The organism is Streptomyces sp. NPDC050211 (assembly GCF_040656035.1).
Classification (GTDB): domain Bacteria; phylum Actinomycetota; class Actinomycetes; order Streptomycetales; family Streptomycetaceae; genus Streptomyces.
The window spans coordinates 137418-153174 of sequence record NZ_JBFALC010000012.1 but is presented as its reverse complement, the minus strand read 5'-3'; the positions used below and the strand labels follow the sequence as shown (position 1 = coordinate 153174).

The 15757-nt window shown below is 70.3% G+C and carries 18 protein-coding genes and 1 tRNA gene; 14 read left to right on the top strand and 5 right to left on the bottom strand.

The window, feature by feature from the left end; genetic code table 11:
- The first annotated feature begins 23 nt into the window (after positions 1–23).
- From AB0I98_RS15860 to AB0I98_RS15825, 8 genes are all read left to right on the top strand, one after another.
- The gene (locus AB0I98_RS15860; RefSeq protein ID WP_362941145.1) at positions 24–266 is read left to right on the top strand and encodes a hypothetical protein; all 243 of its coding nucleotides are present in this window, start codon (positions 24–26) and stop codon (positions 264–266) included.
- On the top strand, positions 251–400 hold the full coding sequence (locus AB0I98_RS15855) for a hypothetical protein (RefSeq protein ID WP_362941143.1): 150 nt from the start codon (positions 251–253) through the stop codon (positions 398–400). Before AB0I98_RS15860 ends, AB0I98_RS15855 begins: the two co-directional genes overlap by 16 nt.
- 49 nt (positions 401–449) lie before the next feature.
- Positions 450–734, top strand: a complete 285-nt coding sequence (locus AB0I98_RS15850; protein WP_362941140.1) for a zinc-ribbon domain-containing protein — start codon at positions 450–452, stop codon at positions 732–734.
- Positions 735–814: 80 nt separating this feature from the next.
- Positions 815–2113: a VCBS repeat-containing protein gene (locus tag AB0I98_RS15845; protein WP_362941137.1), complete on the top strand. Its 1299-nt coding sequence runs from the start codon at positions 815–817 to the stop codon at positions 2111–2113.
- Between the two features lie 130 nt (positions 2114–2243).
- Positions 2244–3647: a VCBS repeat-containing protein gene (locus AB0I98_RS15840; RefSeq protein WP_362941133.1), complete on the top strand. Its 1404-nt coding sequence runs from the start codon at positions 2244–2246 to the stop codon at positions 3645–3647.
- Between the two features lie 84 nt (positions 3648–3731).
- A complete protein-coding gene (locus AB0I98_RS15835; protein WP_362941130.1) occupies positions 3732–5153 on the top strand; it encodes an FG-GAP-like repeat-containing protein in 1422 nt (473 codons plus the stop codon).
- A 97-nt stretch (positions 5154–5250) separates the two neighbouring features.
- Positions 5251–6708 (top strand): FG-GAP-like repeat-containing protein, encoded by a 1458-nt coding sequence (locus tag AB0I98_RS15830; protein WP_362941127.1) that lies wholly within the window; start codon positions 5251–5253, stop codon positions 6706–6708.
- A gap of 88 nt (positions 6709–6796) precedes the next feature.
- Complete coding sequence (locus AB0I98_RS15825) at positions 6797–7822, top strand: Yip1 family protein (protein ID WP_362941124.1); 1026 nt, start codon at positions 6797–6799, stop codon at positions 7820–7822.
- A 73-nt stretch (positions 7823–7895) separates the two neighbouring features.
- Here AB0I98_RS15825 and AB0I98_RS15820 read toward each other — a convergent pair whose 3' ends face one another.
- The 4 genes from AB0I98_RS15820 to dcd form a co-directional block, all read right to left on the bottom strand.
- On the bottom strand, positions 7896–8711 hold the full coding sequence (locus tag AB0I98_RS15820) for a DUF899 domain-containing protein (RefSeq protein ID WP_362941306.1): 816 nt from the start codon (positions 8709–8711) through the stop codon (positions 7896–7898).
- An 86-nt stretch (positions 8712–8797) separates the two neighbouring features.
- Positions 8798–9583, bottom strand: coding sequence for a calcium-binding protein (locus AB0I98_RS15815; RefSeq protein ID WP_362941121.1), 786 nt, complete (start codon positions 9581–9583; stop codon positions 8798–8800).
- A 142-nt stretch (positions 9584–9725) separates the two neighbouring features.
- Complete coding sequence (locus AB0I98_RS15810) at positions 9726–10235, bottom strand: phosphoribosyltransferase (RefSeq protein WP_362941118.1); 510 nt, start codon at positions 10233–10235, stop codon at positions 9726–9728.
- A 7-nt stretch (positions 10236–10242) separates the two neighbouring features.
- The gene (gene dcd, locus AB0I98_RS15805) at positions 10243–10818 is read right to left on the bottom strand and encodes a dCTP deaminase (RefSeq protein WP_328360182.1); all 576 of its coding nucleotides are present in this window, start codon (positions 10816–10818) and stop codon (positions 10243–10245) included.
- A gap of 511 nt (positions 10819–11329) precedes the next feature.
- Between dcd and AB0I98_RS15800 the strand changes: the two genes are divergently transcribed.
- The 4 genes from AB0I98_RS15800 (at position 11330) to AB0I98_RS15785 (ending at position 14037) form a co-directional block, all read left to right on the top strand.
- Positions 11330–11403: transfer RNA gene (locus tag AB0I98_RS15800), tRNA-Gly, on the top strand.
- Positions 11404–12090: 687 nt separating this feature from the next.
- Positions 12091–12459, top strand: a complete 369-nt coding sequence (locus tag AB0I98_RS15795) for an STAS domain-containing protein (RefSeq protein ID WP_362941115.1) — start codon at positions 12091–12093, stop codon at positions 12457–12459.
- Positions 12460–12523: 64 nt separating this feature from the next.
- Positions 12524–13273 carry an ANTAR domain-containing protein gene (locus AB0I98_RS15790; RefSeq protein WP_362941112.1) on the top strand — a complete coding sequence of 250 codons (750 nt, stop codon included), beginning with the start codon at positions 12524–12526 and terminating at the stop codon, positions 13271–13273.
- On the top strand, positions 13270–14037 hold the full coding sequence (locus tag AB0I98_RS15785; RefSeq protein WP_362941109.1) for a GAF and ANTAR domain-containing protein: 768 nt from the start codon (positions 13270–13272) through the stop codon (positions 14035–14037). Before AB0I98_RS15790 ends, AB0I98_RS15785 begins: the two co-directional genes overlap by 4 nt.
- 6 nt (positions 14038–14043) lie before the next feature.
- Here the strand turns inward: AB0I98_RS15785 and AB0I98_RS15780 are convergent, their stop codons facing one another.
- The gene (locus AB0I98_RS15780; protein WP_362941106.1) at positions 14044–14529 is read right to left on the bottom strand and encodes a DUF5994 family protein; all 486 of its coding nucleotides are present in this window, start codon (positions 14527–14529) and stop codon (positions 14044–14046) included.
- A 171-nt stretch (positions 14530–14700) separates the two neighbouring features.
- Between AB0I98_RS15780 and AB0I98_RS15775 the strand changes: the two genes are divergently transcribed.
- Both AB0I98_RS15775 and AB0I98_RS15770 read left to right on the top strand, forming a co-directional pair.
- Positions 14701–14952, top strand: coding sequence for a hypothetical protein (locus AB0I98_RS15775; RefSeq protein WP_362941103.1), 252 nt, complete (start codon positions 14701–14703; stop codon positions 14950–14952).
- A gap of 154 nt (positions 14953–15106) precedes the next feature.
- Positions 15107–15634: a DUF5994 family protein gene (locus AB0I98_RS15770; protein ID WP_362941100.1), complete on the top strand. Its 528-nt coding sequence runs from the start codon at positions 15107–15109 to the stop codon at positions 15632–15634.
- The last annotated feature ends 123 nt before the right edge of the window (positions 15635–15757 follow it).

Sequence of the window (15757 nt, the reverse complement as noted above, 5' to 3'; positions counted from 1 at the left end):
GGCCCGGACGGGCTGCCCGTCCTGTGCGCCGCGGTGGCCGCGTACGACGCCCCGTCGCCGAGGCGCTGGTCGAGGCCGGAGCCGACCCCGACCGGGCGCTCCCGGACGGGACGACCCCGCTGGAGCGGGCCGTCGCAGGCGGCTCACAGGCCGTCTTCTCGGCCGTCCTCGGCACCGAGCCACGACTGCGCCTCCCCGAGAACGCCCGGGAGCGGCTGCTGGCCCTGGCCCGGCGCGAGTGCGCCGAGAGGTGCCCAGGTGCCTGATCGCTGAGCACTCCGCGCTCACCGCGGAGGCCAGGGAAGCGTTGCGCGCCCTGACCCTCGACCCTGACGCCCAGGTGCGCCTGAGCGCCTGCGAGGCGCTCGGCAGAGTGGGCGAGCACACGGCCGACTCCTGAGGCTCATCCTTCACACTGGGGGAAGCAACCGATCCGAAAGGGCCGCGGGATGATCATCTTTGGCACCAAGGGCTACGTCTACCAACTCGCGATACTCACCCTCCTGTGCGGCCACTGCGGCAACCCCGCCGCGCACACGCTGCGCAAGCGCGTCACGAAGTTCACGCTGTTCTTCGTGCCGCTGTTCCCGTTCTCGACGAAGTACGCGACGCAGTGCACGTTCTGCGGTGCGGAGCAGAAGATCACCAACGAGCAGGCGGAACAGCTGCAGGCGCAGGCGGTGAGCGGCGGTCAGCAGTACGGGCAGCCGCAGCAGCAGCCGTATCAGTCCTGAACACGTCACGCCTCTTAACTCCCGGCCCGAACACGCGCATCATTACTGAGTCGTTGTCAAAGAGGCCGGCGAGGTGAGCGGTGCGCGTGCGAAGACGCACGATGTGTGTGGCGGCAGTGACCGTCGCCTGGATTCTCCCTCTCGCCGCCTGCGGGCCGACCCAGCACACCGGCACCGCGGAGCCCACCCCCGTGAAGGTCGCGAAGGATGATGTCCCCGCCCAACTGCCCGTCCCCCGCGGCAAGGGCAGCGACGTCCCCGACGACTTCAACGGCGACGGCCACGGCGATCTCGTCCTCGACGACCTGGTGAAGAAACAGAGCCACGCGGACGACGCGGGTATCGGCGTCGTCTACGGCTCGGCACGCGGACTCGTCCCGGGCGCCCGGCAGTTGCTGAGCCCGGCGCGCAACGCGGCCCGCGTCAAGGGCCAGCTCCCCGCCCTCTTCGACGCGGAGGCGGCCTGCGATCTCGACGGGGACGGCTTCACCGATCTGGTGATCTCCACCGACCCGCCCTACGACGGCCAGGGCCGCCCCCCGGTCCCGCTCCAGCTCCTCTTCGGCTCCCCCGAGGGCCTCACCGGCAAGGCCGTCATCCTCACCGTCCCCGACCGGGCCCGCGCCGGCAACGACTGGCCGGACCAGCCGGTGTGCGGCGACTTCGACGGCGACGGGGCGAAGGACCTGGTCGTCCACGCCTCCGACCGCCAACTCAGCTTTCTGCCGGGCCCGTTCACCCGCAAGGGTGCCCCGAGCGCCGCCACCACCCCCATCCCCGCGCCCGGCAACCTCCCCACCGGCCCCGCCGCCGACGTCGACCGCGACGGCTACGACGACCTGATCGTCCGTACGGCGGAATCCACCGCCACCTCGGCCCTCGTCCTCGGCGGCCCGACCGGCCCCACCGGCACCGGACCCGCCCTCCCGGACGGCATCGACGTGGCCCTCGGCGACTTCGGCAAGGGCGACCGGCTCGATGCCGCGGTCGGCGCGATGGGCGCGACCGCCCTCCGCTACGACCTCCCCACCCCCACCCGCGCCACCCTCCCCACCCCCGGCTCCACGCTGACGGCCGCCGACTTCGACGGCGACGGCAGGGACGACCTCGTGTCCAGCGGCTCGCGGCTACGGCTGTTCCGGGGTCGTACGGCCGGACTGTCCACGGCACCGACCGTGACCGTCGAGCCCGTCGCCCGCGGCACCACCCGCGTCCTGGCCGCCGCGGACTTCGACGGCGACGGGCGCGCGGACCTGGCCGTACGGACGTATCAGGGCGAGACGAAGGACACGGTCGCGGTCTATCCGGGACGGCGAGACGGGCTGGTCGCGCCCCGCCCGACCGTCACGTTCTCCACGTCGGCCTTTCTGAGCCCCTGAGTCGCCCTTTGTGGGCCCCTGACGTCACAGCAACCCCGAAAGTTCACGCGATTCCCGCGCAACCCACACGCCTCGCCGAGTGTCACACCATCGCGAGCCTCTGCCCGCTCCCGACCGATGGAGAGACCTCTTGCGCAAGCGCACCGCCGGCCTGCTGACCGTCGCGCTCCTCGCCTCCGCCGTACCGCCGCTGCTGCTGGCCCCACCTGCCGCCGCGGCGGCCGCGAAGTACGCGGACGACTTCAACGGCGACGGCTACCGCGACCTGGCCCTCGGTGACCCCACCGCGACCGTGGGCGGCAAGAAGGAGGCCGGCGCGGTGGTGGTCGTATGGGGCTCGGCGACGGGGCTCGACACCGCCAAGCGCACCGTCGTCACGCAGAACACGCCGAACGTCGCGGGTACGGCGGAGACGGGTGACTCCTTCGGCGCCGACATCACCACAGTCGACCTCGACAAGGACGGATACGGCGACGTCATCGCCACCGCGCCCGCCGAGGCGGACGGCTCCTACCACGGCACGTTCACCGTCCTGTGGGGCTCCAGGTCCGGCCTGACGCGCGGCAGTTCGCATCACAACCCCGCCTGCAAGACCTGCGGCTTCGCCAAGGATCTCGCCGTCGGGGACTTCAACGGCGACGGCCGGCAGGACGTCGTCGCGGTCGACGACGAACACATCTGGTATCTGCGCGGCCCATTCACCAAGTCCGGCGGGCGCGGCGCCGCCACGAACCTCGACCCGGTCGACGGCGAGGACATCAACCCCGAACTCGTGGTCTCCGGCAAGGTCACCAAGGACGGCACCGCCGACTTCGCGGTCATCGGCTACGACGCGGACACCTGGACCAACCGTGTCTGGTTCTACCGGGGCGGCGCGGGCGGCCCCGCCAAACCCACCAAGAAGACCGGCCTGCCCTCGTCGTCCGACGTCTACGGCATCAGCGCCCAGATCGCCGACTTCGACAAGAACGGCTACGGCGACCTCGCGGTCGGCATCCCCCGCGGCGGCAGGGGCGGCGTGGTGCACGTCCTGCGCGGCACATCCACCGGGCCGAGCTCCACGGTCAAGACCCTCAGCCAGAACACGGCCGGCGTCCCCGACGTGTCGGAGTCCGGCGACGGCTTCGGCGGCGACGTGTCGGCCTGGGACACGAACGGCGACGGCTACCCGGACCTCGCCGTGGGCAGCTCGATGGAGATGCTCGGCGGAAGCTACTTCCGCGAGGGCGCCGTCACGGTTCTGCGCGGCGGCACCTCGGGCCTCACCGGCAAGAACGCCCGCCAGTACAGCCACGCCACCACCGGAGTCGAGGGCGAACCCACCGAGGACGCCTGGCTCGGCACCTCGGTCCTGCTGCGCGACTACAACCGCGACAACCGCGCCGAACTGGTCGCCACCGCCCCCGAGATGGGCCGCCTGCACCTCCTGCGCGGCACCGCGTCGGGTCCGACGGGCGCGGGCTCGACGCTGCTCACGGCCGCCCAACTCGGCCTGGGCTCCCGCCCTTACTTCGGGGCGAGGCTGGCGGACTGACGCCGCGCACTCGCCGAATCACCGAATCACCGAATCACCGACTCACCGACTCACCGACTCACCGGACACGGAGACACAACCGACGTGAAGCACCCCCTGCGCACCACAACAGCCCTGGCTGCGCTCGCCGTCACCGGCATCGTCCCCCTGGCTCTCACCACCCCCGCCTCCGCCGCCCCCTCCGGCCTCCAGGGCGACTTCAACGGCGACGGCTACCGTGACGTCGCGATCGCCGCCCCGGCCGCCACGGTCAGCGGCAAGTCGTGGGCCGGCCAGGTCGCCGTCGTGTACGGCACGGCGAGCGGGTTGGACCCGGCCAAGCGGACGGTGATCAGCCAGAACACGGCCGGTATTCCGGGCGGCGCGGAGACCGACGACATGTTCGGCGACGCGCTCGCCGCCGCCGACCTCAACCGCGACGGCTACAGCGACCTGATCGTCGGCGCGCAGTACGAGAAGACGGGCGACCGCGACGAGCACGCGGGCACGGTCGTCGTGGTCTGGGGCTCGGCATCCGGCCTCAAGGGCGCCACGACGGTGAAGAACCCGCAGCCGTTGCCCGGCAGTTACTTCGGCCTGAGCATCGCCGCCGCCGACTTCACCGGCGACGGAAAGCCGGACCTCGCGATCTCCGCGCAGAGCGACTCGGGTACCTCCCCGTTCCGGATCCGGCTGGTCCGCGGCCCGTTCACCAAGTCCGGATCGACGGGCGCGGTCTCGTCGTACGCTCCGGGCGTCGACCGGCCCCAGCTGATCGCGGGCCGGGTCAGCGGCGACACGAAGGCCGACCTCGTGGTCACCGGCCTCAAGCCCACCGGGGACCAGCCCCTCGCGACCGCCGTGTACTACCGGGGCACCGCGAGCGGCCTCAGCAAGGCGGCAAGCCTGCGCCCGGGCTGGGCGGCGGCGATCGGCGACCTGAACAAGGACGGCTACGGCGACATCGTCCTCGGCAACCCGGCCGAGCCCGACACCGAGCCGTCCGCCTCCAAGGGCGGCAAGATCCACGTGATCTACGGCACGGGCTCGGGCCCGAGCGCGACGCGCCGTGTCACGTACACCCAGAACACCGCGGGCGTCCCGGACTCCTCCGCGTACGGCGACAGGTTCGGCCAGGCGCTGGCGATCGGCGACTTCGACAAGAACGGCTACGGCGACCTCGCAGTCGGCGCACGTGGCGACTCCGAAGCGGGCTCGATCACGCTGCTCAAGGGCTCGCCGTCCGGCCTGACCACGACGGGGGCGGTCCGGCTGACGCAGGACAGCGCCGGAATCCCCGGCACGAACGAGTGGGGCGACGGCTTCGGCTCCACGCTGCTGGCCTCCGACGTGAACCGCGACGGCCGCGCCGACCTCACCGCCATCGGCGTCGGCGAGAACAGCCCCGCGGGAGCGGCCTGGTTCCTCCCCCAGGCCGCAGCCACGGGCTCCTTCTCCTTCTCCCCGACGAAGCTCGGCCTGTCGACGTCCCAGGGCGGGGCGTTCGGCGAGGACCTGGCGGGTTAGCCGCTCCACGCCGAGCCGCGGGGCGCACGACGTCCGACGCGGTGAGCTCCGGGACGACCCCTCACCGCCGCTTCCCATCAGTTCTCAGGAGACCCCCATGATCAGACACCACCGCAGACTCGCCCTCGCGACGGTCACCGCCGCCGCGCTGACTGGCGGGCTGCTCACCTTCTCGGCCTCCACGGCGAGCGCCGCCACCTCGCCCCGCGCCTACAAGGCGGACTTCAACCGCGACGGCTACGGCGACGTCGCCTTCGCCGCCCCCTACGCGAAGGTCGCCGGCAAGGGCATGGCCGGCTATGTCGCCGTCGTCTACGGCAGCGCCTCCGGCCTCAACACCGCCAAGCGCAGCATCGTCAACCAGAACACCACCGGCGTCCCCGGCACCGCCGAGGCCGAGGACACCTTCGGCCAGGCGCTCGCCGTGGCCGACCTCAACAGTGACGGTTACACGGACCTCGCGGTGGGCGCCCCCGGCGAGAACAACGGCGCCGGTTCGATCACCGTGCTGTGGGGCTCGGCGAGCGGCCTGAAGAACGGTACGTCCGTGAAGGACCCGACGCCCACCAGGGCCGACGGCTGGGGCACCGTACTGGCCGCCGGTGACTTCAACGGCGACAAGAAGGCCGACCTGGCCTCCGGCACCAGCGCCTCGTACGCGTACATCGTCAAGGGCGGCTTCACCAAGTCCGGCACCACCGGCGGCACGCAGAAGGTCACCACGCCTGAGAGGGCGGTGTTCGGCATCGACGCGATCGACGCGGGCGACACCAACGGCGACAAGAAGGCGGACCTGGTGCTCACCTACCGCACCGCGCTCGACTCGCACGAGTCGGGCAGCTGGTCCAAGGGCGCCGCCTACCTCGGCGCCTCCACCGGCGTCGTCGTCACCCAGCCGCGCCCGCTGAACGGCGGGACCTCGCTGGCCCTCGGCGACATCGACGGGGACGGCTACGACGAGATCGCCATCGGCAACGTCTTCGAGCAGGAGAACGACCACACCGGCACCCTCGGCGGCCAGGTCGTCGTCATCCGCGGCAGCCAGGGCGGCCCGATCAACGGCGACGCCCCCATGGCCCAACTCACCCAGTCCTCCACGGGCGTTCCCGGCACTGACAAGGCAGGCGACGCCTTCGGCGGCTCCCTCTCCATCGGCGACGTCAACGGCGACGGCTTCGGCGAACTCGCCATCGGCGTCACCTTCAAGGACATCGGCGCGGCCGAGGACACGGGCCTCGTCGTCCTGATGAACGGCTCGGCCTCCGGCGTCTCCCGCACCGGCGCCCGCACGTTCTCCCAGAACACCCCCGGCGTCCCCGGCACCGCGGAGTCCACGGACTACTTCAGCTCGGACGTCCTGCTGACCGACGTCACCAAGGACGGCCGCGCCGACCTGACGATCACGGCGGGCTTCGAGGACGAGGGCGTCGGCGCGGTGACCGCGCTGCGGGGCTCCGCGAGCGGCATCACCACCACCGGCGCGAAGTCCTTCGGCCCGGGCACGTTCGGGCTCTCGCGCACGTACGGGGCGTTCGGCGCCGCTCTCACCGGCTGACACGGCTGGTCCAGGAGCACGTCCGAGCCCGTCCCTAGGGCGACACCCTGACCGACCACCGAGAACAGCACCATCTTCCCCTTAGGGGATGTCACAGCTCGGCCGCAAAGCCGGGCCCGAAACCCCGGGCCCGGCACGGGACTCTCAGGAACCAGGTACGTTCGAAGACGTGGCTGGATTCAGGATCGGACGCGGCCGAAGCAACGGCGCTCCTCACGCGCGACCGCAACAACCTCCGTACGGACAGGCCCCGCAGGGTCCGCCGTACGGCAATCCCACGGCGCCGCAGCAGCCGTACGCCCCGCAACAGCAGTGGCCGCAGGGCAACGGCGGCCAGGGCGGTGGCTACGGCGGCCAGGGCCATGGCGGTCACGGCGGCGGCCGGGGCGGCGCGGGGGGCTACGACGAGCCGGAGTACTTCGGCGACGGCGGCGGGTACGCACCCCACCCCGGGCCGGACCCGTACGCGGCCAACAACCCCGGTCACACCCAGGCGTTCTCGGTCGGCGAGGAGCCGTACAACCAGGGCGGGACGTACCACGCGGGCTCGACCGCGCCGGCCGCCCCCATCGGCCCGCGGCTGCACTGGAAGGCGCTGCTGAGGGGCATAGTCGTCGCCCCCAACCAGACCTTCCTCCAGATGCGCGACTACACGATGTGGGGCCCCGCCCTCATCGTGACCTTCCTCTACGGCCTGCTGGCGGTCTTCGGCTTCGACGGCGCCCGCGAGGAAGCGATCAACGCGACCCTCTCGAACGCGGTCCCGATCGTCCTGACCACCGCGGTGGCGATGGTCCTGTCCGCCTTCGTCCTGGGCGTGGTCACCCACACCCTGGCCCGCCAGCTCGGCGGCGACGGCGCCTGGCAGCCCACGGTCGGCCTCTCCATGCTGATCATGTCCATCACCGACGCCCCCCGCCTCGTCGTCGCCATGTTCCTCGGCGGAGACGCCCCCTTCGTCCAGCTCCTCGGCTGGGCCACCTGGGTAGCGGCCGGCGCCCTCCTCACCGTCATGGTCAGGCGCTCCCACGACCTCCCGTGGCCCAAGGCCCTCGGCGCGTCCGCGATCCAGCTGATCGCGATCCTGTCGATCGTGAAGCTGGGTACGTTTTAGCTGTCCAAGCGGTACGGAGAAGGGCTCCCGGCGGTGCACGCCGGGAGCCTTTCTCGTGGTCGACACATGCGCGTCAGTGATGCTGGCCCTGCCGGCCGAGGGTCTCCACCGGGGTCGCGCCGGGGCGGGTCCACTGCGGGACGGGGCGGCCGGTCGGACCCCAGGTGGCCTTCCCGTCCGCGTCCGTGCGCCAGTACCAGCAGATCGGGGCGCCATGCCCACCGACCGGTGCGCCGGCCTCAGGGGCCTTGGGCCAGCCCTCGGGGTTGTCCTCCCACCCTTCGCGGCGGCCGTAGGGCGTCATGTCGAGCAGGCCGAGGGAGCCGTTGACCGGCTCGTTGCCGCGGCCCGTCGTGGAGTAGGTGAGGAACACGCGGTCACCGTCGCGCAGGAAGCAGGTGATGTACCCCATGTCTCCGCCGACCGGCTCGTCCAGGCCCCGCACCGAGTACCAGGGCTGGGTGTAGCCCATGAACTCGACGTAGGAGGCCACCTCGTCCCAGCGGCCCGTGGTCACGATGGCGAACGAGACGCCGCGGGCGTTGAGGTAGACGGCGTCCTTCATGTGCCAGGCCGTGGTGGTGCAGCCCTCGCACTGCCCCTGGTGCGGTGCGCCGTCGTACCACATGTGCTTGTAGACCACGAGCTCGTCGCGGCCCTCGAACAGGTCCAGGAACGGAACCGGCCCGTCGGGCCCGACGACCTCGACCCTCCCGTCGAACTCCACCATCGGCAGCCGGCGACGGGCCGCCGCGATCGCGTCCCCCTCGCGCGTGTGGGCCTTCTCCCGGACCAGCAGCTCGTCACGGGCGGCCTGCCAGGTGGCCAGGTCGACGACGGGCGGGCGGCCGGGCAGCGCGGTGGCCGGTTCGTCCGGAGTGCTCGTCATGGTGTCCTCCGAGGTGTCTCGTACGACGGTCACCAGAACAGACTCGCGCCCCGGCCGGAACTCATCGCACCCGGCGACTTCCTCGGTTACTGGACGTCCACGAAGTCACCGGCCGCGCTGACCGCCGGAGTCGTCGCGGTACCCGCGAAGCTGTAACGGAAATAGCCGTCGGTGGAGGCGGTGACGGTCGTCTTGAGGTTGCCCGTCGAGTTGGACTTGATCGTCTTCACCGTGGTGTAGGTGGTGCTGCCCTTCTTCCGGAACTGCAGCTTCACCGGCTGGTTCGTGTAGCCGTGGTACAGGTTGTCCTCCCAGTTGGCCCGGGAGAGCTTGCCGGTGACCGTGATCGTCTTGCCCTTCTTCACCGGCTCCGGCGAGGCGTTGACCGTCAGCTTCGAGTTGCGCTGCACCTTGAACGTGGTGGCCGCGTCCCGGTGGATGTAGTTGTAGTCGTTCGCGGAGACCAGCGTGCTGAGGTCCCAGGTGGCCGCCGCCGCGTTGTTGACGAAGCCGGTCGCCGCCTGCGGGTCGAACGTCAGGATGCCCGAGCAGGTCGACGTGGTGGCGCTCACCTCGACGCACGTGATGTCACCGTCGTCGTACCAGATCTGCGCGTAGTTCGGACGCGGACCGGCGCCGTGGATGTACGTCGTCTCCTTGATGCCCGAGTCGTCCGACGCGGTCACCGAGACCTTGGCGGACACGACGTTGGTGGTGCCGACCACGACCGGCTTGCCGCCGTTGACGACGACCTTGTCGATCGTGATGTTGCCCGAGCCGCCGTCCGCCGCCTGCGCAGCGGTGGCACCGGTAGCACCGGCGACCAGCGCGACGCTGGTGCCGAGCAGGGCAAGGCGCGTGAGTGCGCGCATGAATGTCCCCCCACGGGATTCTTGCTTGATCAGATGGATCGGATCGATCGGATCGGAATGGATCGGATCGATCAGAGGGAGCGTAAGGCGTTGGCCAACGCTTCACCACACTTTTACCGTACGTACGTCCAGTCCACGCAGGTCAGAGCGCTTCCGTGTTCGCCTTGACCGCTTCCCCCGACCGGTGCACGGGCGGCAGCACACTCCACGGGAAGTTGATCCACTCGTCGGTGCGCTTCCACACGTACTCGCACTTCACGAGGGAGTGGGACTTCTCATAGATCACGGCGGACCGCACCTCGGCGACATGGTCGACGCAGAAGTCGCGGACGAGCCGGAGGGTCTTGCCGGTGTCGGCGACGTCGTCGGCGATCAGGACCTTCTTGTCGGTGAAGTCGATCGCGTTGGGAACGGGGGCGAGCATGACGGGCATGTCGAGGGTGGTGCCCACTCCCGTATAGAACTCGACGTTCACCAGGTGGAGGTTCTTGCAGTCGAGGGCGTAGGCGAGGCCGCCGGCCACGAAGACGCCGCCGCGGGCGATGCTGAGGACGAGGTCGGGCTGGTACCCGTCGTCGGCGATGGCCTGCGCGAGTTCGCGTACGGCGGTGCCGAAGGTCTCGTAGGTCAGGTTCTCGCGTATGCCGCTCATGCCGCCATCACACCTGTGTGCGGTGGAAGTTGAGGTAGGACCGCGAGGCGGTGGGCCCGCGCTGCCCCTGGTACCTCGACCCGTACCGCTCGCTGCCGTACGGGAACTCGGCGGGCGAACTGAGCCGGAACAGGCACAGCTGGCCGATCTTCATGCCGGGCCAGAGCTTGATGGGGAGCGTGGCGAGGTTGGACAGCTCCAGCGTCACGTGTCCGGAGAAGCCGGGGTCGATGAAGCCGGCGGTGGAGTGGGTGACCAGGCCGAGCCGCCCGAGGGAACTCTTGCCCTCCAGCCGGGAGGCAAGATCATCGGGGAGGGTGATGACCTCGTACGTCGAGGCGAGGACGAACTCGCCGGGGTGGAGGATGAACGGCTCGTCACCCTCCGGCTCCACCAGCCGCGTCAGATCGGCCTGCTCGACGGACGGGTCGATGTGGGGGTACCGGTGGTTCTCGAACACCCGGAAGTACCGGTCCAGCCGCACATCGACGCTGGACGGCTGCACCATGGTCTGGTCGTAGGGATCGATCCGTACCCGTCCGGCGTCGATCTCGGCCCGGATGTCCTTGTCTGAGAGAAGCACGTCCCGAGGATACGCAAGGCACGCGGAGCCACCACCATCGGACGACTCCGCGCGCGCTGCCGTACTGCTTACCGCGAGTTACCGCTTCTCAAGAGTCACCGGCACGACGCTGCGGAGCCGGGCGCACCGCGGACATCGGACGAGCCGTCCGGGTCCGAGGCGGTCGGCCTGCTGCATCGGGAACGATCCGGTGCTGAACACGTGCCCATCGGCACAACGGACGACGGTGCGCTCCATCAAGTCCTAGAGTCCCTTCCCCAAGAGCCGCGTCCGACTGCTGCCCGCCGGACGACGAGAGGCCACATTACGGGATGAAAGGGACGGCCATCCAGGGGGCACTCCGACCCACCCGGACCCTGTTCCACCCCTCCACCGTACGCCCCAACTCCCGCCCCACGCAGCCCCATCGCCCCCCTCAAAAAACCCTCGGGCCCCACGGCTTCAGCACCGGGGGCCCGACATGAGGTAAAGTGACCACGCGTTCCGACACCGGCCCCGACCGGCGTCTTACGCGGGTGTAGTTTAATGGTAGAACATCAGCTTCCCAAGCTGAGAGCGCGAGTTCGATTCTCGTCACCCGCTCCAGAATTTGCCCCCAGGTCAGCGGCCTGGGGGTCGTTTGTTGTCCAGTCCAATTTGCGGGCGGCGTGCCCTCCGCGTGCCATAAGTCCAGGTGAATGCCCCTCCCGAAGGGCCTTAGAATGCCTGGTCTGGAACGCCGCTGCGGCGTCGGGGACCGAAAGAGCAAAGGGTGTGCGACGCAGCGGAACCGAGCGCGCCTGGGGGTTGAAGATCTGTCCTGACACAGATCTCGGCCCTGGCACTGTCTCTCCCATCCTCGACCGGCTCACCGAACACGGCTGGATCACCGCTCGCGTCGAAAGCAGCACCCCATCCGGGACGCCCCGCGCGCCGCTACTGAGATCCCTCCCGGCTACTCGGCCATGGCCTGATCCGCATCGCGGGTCGGGCTCCTGCCGTGTTGGGAGCCACCTGGGAGCCGAGTTCGGAATCCGGCTCCCGGGCGCCGACCTGGGCCCGCACCACCCTCTTGCACCTTCGCCCTCGATCCCGTCAGGAACCGACCAGAGACGACACTTTCGACCACTCTCGTGGATACCTGGAGAAAGGGCGACCGGCCGGTCCCCTCGCGCCAGTACGCTCGTCATACGGCCCGCCCGTGACCCCGGCCCTCTCCGTGCTGTCCAGTTCCGCGCAACAGAGGCCCTGCGCAAGGCGAAAGCCACCCCAGTGACGGAGGAGATGGGGCGCATGGGCCCGCATCCCGAACTGTTCGACGAGTTGCGTGTGGTCACGGTCGGCGGCGAGTTGGACGTGACGACCGCGCCGGCCTTCGCTCGTGATCTGGAGGACGCCCGGTACGGCAGCGGGCGGCTGTTCCTCATAGTCGACCTGCTCGGCGTGACGTTCATGGACGGCAGCGTCCTGGACCCGCTGTGCGCGGCGTGGGAGGACTGTCATGAGCGGCTCGGATGGGTGCGGGTCGTGCACGACCGGCCAGGCGCAAGTCTCGTGTTCCGGGCCAGCGGTCTGCAGGAGCGTTTCCCGCGGTACGCGAGCCCCCAGGATGCCTGGAACGGCATACCCGCCGACCGCGCGGCGGCAGACCGGGCCACGTAATGTACGGCGCAAGTCGGACGGCGTCTCACCCCGAAGTGCCCCGGCCGCCAGGGAGCGGAGAACGGTGATCAGCGACGGCATGGCCGAGTTCCTGCGGTCGCTGCACCGGGGCGAGGCCGACGACCCGGCGCAGGCGTGTGCGCGGGCGTTGGGCGCCGAGGGGGTCACGCTGTCGCTGCTGGTCGGTGCCAAGCGGTCGGCCGAGCCGCTGTGGTGCCATCCCGAGCTGAGCGCGCGGTTCGAGGAACTCCAGTTCACGCTGGGCGAGGGGCCGGGGCCGGACGCGGTCCGGTTCGGCTCACCCGTCGTCGAGCCGGACCTGGACCGGGTGCGCCCCGAGCGGTGGCCCGCGCTACTGCAGGCCGCGCGCGAGCTGGGCGTGCACGGTGTGTGCTGCTTCCCGCTGGGCATCGGAGCCATCCGGATCGGCGTACTGACCCTGCTGTGCGACGGCGAGCGGCGGCTGAGCCAGCAGCAGTACACGGACGCCACCGCACTGACAGCCGTGCTGACCAGCGCTCTCCTGAACGGCGACCGACGCGACGGAGACGCGGACATTCCCGGGCTCGGCTCGGCCCTGGAACCTCCCTCGGTGCTGCGCCGCGCGGTCGTGCACCAGGCCACGGGAATGATCAGCGTCCAGCTGGACGTGTCCATGGAGGAGGCCCTGCTGCGCCTGCGCGCCCACGCGTACAGCAGCGAGCGCCCCCTCGGCGAGATCGCGGCGGACGTCGTCGCCCGCAGACTGCGCTTCGACGACGACTTCAACAATGATGTAAGCGGGCCGTATTCGCCCGACGATGGGAAGGGATGATCAGCATGGCCCGCGAACGACGTCTGGCCGAGATCTTCGTGGAGGTCGCAGACTCCCTCGTCGAGGACTTCGACGTCATCGACCTGCTCCAGCGGCTGTCCACGCGCTGCGTAGAACTGCTCGACGTTTCGGCGGCCGGGATCCTGCTCGCGGACGCTCAGGGCGAACTGCAGATCATCGCCGCCTCCGACGAGCACACCCGCCTGCTGGAACTCTTCGCGCTCCAGCACGACCAAGGCCCGTGCGTCGAGTGCTACCGCACCGGCACCGTCCGCACCAACATCGACCTGACACGGCCGGAACCGACCGTGGGCTGGCCCCACTTCGCCGCCCGCGCTCGCGAAACGGGGTATGTGAGCACGCACGCCATCCCGCTGCGCCTGCGCAGCCGGGTCGTCGGCGCGCTCAACCTCTTCCAGACCACCGCGCAGCGCCTCGGCGACGACGACATCGCGCTCGCCCAGGCACTCGCCGACGTGGCCACCATCGCGATCCTCCAGCAGCGCACCCTGGAACAGTCGCACGTCGAGAACAGCCAGATGGAGTCCGCGCTGACCAGTCGCGTCCTGATCGAGCAGGTCAAGGGCGTCCTGGCGGAGCGCTGGAACACCTCCGTCGACGACGCCTTCGCCGCGTTCCGGTCGTACGCCCGCGCCCATCACCTGCGCCTGTCGGAGCTCGCCACGCGGATCATCTCGGGCGCCTTCGACACCGCCGCCATCCCGCCACCGGCACCGGACCGGACCGGCGACGACCGCGGCTGACCGCCGTCACACCCCCGGCGCCGCCCGGCCGGTCCCGGTGTCGATGAGGATCTGTTCGGCGTGCGTGACGTTGTCGGAGCGGACGGCCTTGGCCATCGCGGCGCGTGCCGCCTCGGGCGTCGCGTGCGGTGGGACCACGAGGAGGGAGAAGTGGTCCTGATCACCCCGGGTGACGAGAACGGTGTCGTCGCCGACCGGGAAGGAGTCGATATGGACGACGCGGTCGTCGACGAGCAGTCGCGTTGGCAGCGCGTCCCAGGCTCCGCCGTCCAGGCCGACGCGCGTGACCGGCCCGAGGTACTCGGTCAGTGCGGAGATCAGGGCGGGAAGCTCGGCTGCGATTTCACGTGATCGCGGCCACCACGCCCCGTCGAGAACGCCCCGGCGGTCGTGCGTGGTCTCCAGCCGTACGACAGCCGTCCCGGGCTTCACCACCTGGTGGACGGCGTCCGGCAAGAGCCTGGTCACACGCGGGGAGCCGGAGTCGGACATGACACTCGCCTGTCCGCGAGAGATACGGAGTGACTTCCTCGTTTCACGGTACTCTGCGGCCCACAGCAGCCGGAAAGCTCGCTGGTCACATGCGGAGCCCGCGGGTCACGCCGGACTACAGTGAAAGATCGAGTCCGCAGATCCGTGCCCAAGGGGAACAACGAGGTCGTCATGCAGCCCAAGGAAACACCCTCGGACGGACACGCCGACGTACGCATCGTCGCCGCCTCACCCGAGGACGCCCGCCGGGTCGCGGAGGTTCTCCGCCGCTGCTTCGCCGCCACAGAACAGCGCAGCTACCCCGTGGACACCGAGGGAGGGACGCTCCTCCGGCTCACCGTGGACACCACGCGCGCGGCAGAACCGGCGCGGTCCTGGCTGGAGTCCAGCCGCTCCTCGGGCAAGGACGACCGCCGGAAGTGAGGCGATCTCCGGGAGCGGTCCGTTCGGCCTCTTCGGGGAGTAGCGTGAAGTAATCGGGAGCACTTCGCGCACCGGCCCCGATAACCGGTGTCGTTCCTGGTGAGCAACGACACCGGACAACTGCCCACGCGCAGAGGTCCGGGGACGGGTTCGCATGATGTCCGCGATCACCGACCATCCGGCGCTGCGCGCCGTGCCCTTCAGGGCGCCGACCGCACGCCTCGCCCTCAAACCTGTGAGCCCCTCCCCGGAACGGGTTGAGCTGGACGGAGCCTGGTGGCCCCGCTCACGGGACCTGACGGATGAACTCCCCGCGCTGGCCGACGTACTGGACCCGCTGTGGGGACGGATCACCCGGATCGCCGTCAACCCCCGCTACTGGTCGATCATCCCGCCCAGGATCTTCGTCAACGGCCATACGCTGAAGGTCGGTTGGTTCGCGACGGAGCTGGACCCGCACAAGATTCTGCTGCTGTCCCACACGGCGGGCCGCTGGGACCTCCTGGTGATTCCCCCGGAGACCAGTGCCCCCTCGGCCGCCAGGCTGATGGCCGCTGCGAGCGCGAGCACCGGCCCGCAGTTGACCGCGACCGCCCTCATGACGGCGGAGCAGGCCGACGGCACCTCCTGGTCGTGCGACGCGGGCACCGGACGGCCCGGCCGACTGGCGGCGGCGATGTGACCATCCGCGTCACCGCCCCGGCCGTAACGAGGCCGCCCGGATCGCATGGCCGTCGCGTTGACACGGACCGCCGCCGGACATGGGCTGGCCGCACGGCGCAGGGCCATGCCACCCCGGAACACA

Coding starts and splice junctions, on each gene's coding strand:
- AB0I98_RS15785 (WP_362941109.1), top strand. CDS start 13,270: ATGATCAGCATGGCCCGCGAACGACGTCTGGCCGAGATCTTCGTGGAG.
- AB0I98_RS15830 (WP_362941127.1), top strand. CDS start 5,251: ATGATCAGACACCACCGCAGACTCGCCCTCGCGACGGTCACCGCCGCC.
- AB0I98_RS15780 (WP_362941106.1), bottom strand. CDS start 14,529: ATGTCCGACTCCGGCTCCCCGCGTGTGACCAGGCTCTTGCCGGACGCC.
- AB0I98_RS15820 (WP_362941306.1), bottom strand. CDS start 8,711: ATGACGAGCACTCCGGACGAACCGGCCACCGCGCTGCCCGGCCGCCCG.
- AB0I98_RS15815 (WP_362941121.1), bottom strand. CDS start 9,583: ATGCGCGCACTCACGCGCCTTGCCCTGCTCGGCACCAGCGTCGCGCTG.
- AB0I98_RS15775 (WP_362941103.1), top strand. CDS start 14,701: ATGCAGCCCAAGGAAACACCCTCGGACGGACACGCCGACGTACGCATC.
- AB0I98_RS15810 (WP_362941118.1), bottom strand. CDS start 10,235: ATGAGCGGCATACGCGAGAACCTGACCTACGAGACCTTCGGCACCGCC.
- AB0I98_RS15825 (WP_362941124.1), top strand. CDS start 6,797: ATGTCACAGCTCGGCCGCAAAGCCGGGCCCGAAACCCCGGGCCCGGCA.
- AB0I98_RS15850 (WP_362941140.1), top strand. CDS start 450: ATGATCATCTTTGGCACCAAGGGCTACGTCTACCAACTCGCGATACTC.
- AB0I98_RS15770 (WP_362941100.1), top strand. CDS start 15,107: ATGATGTCCGCGATCACCGACCATCCGGCGCTGCGCGCCGTGCCCTTC.
- AB0I98_RS15795 (WP_362941115.1), top strand. CDS start 12,091: ATGGGCCCGCATCCCGAACTGTTCGACGAGTTGCGTGTGGTCACGGTC.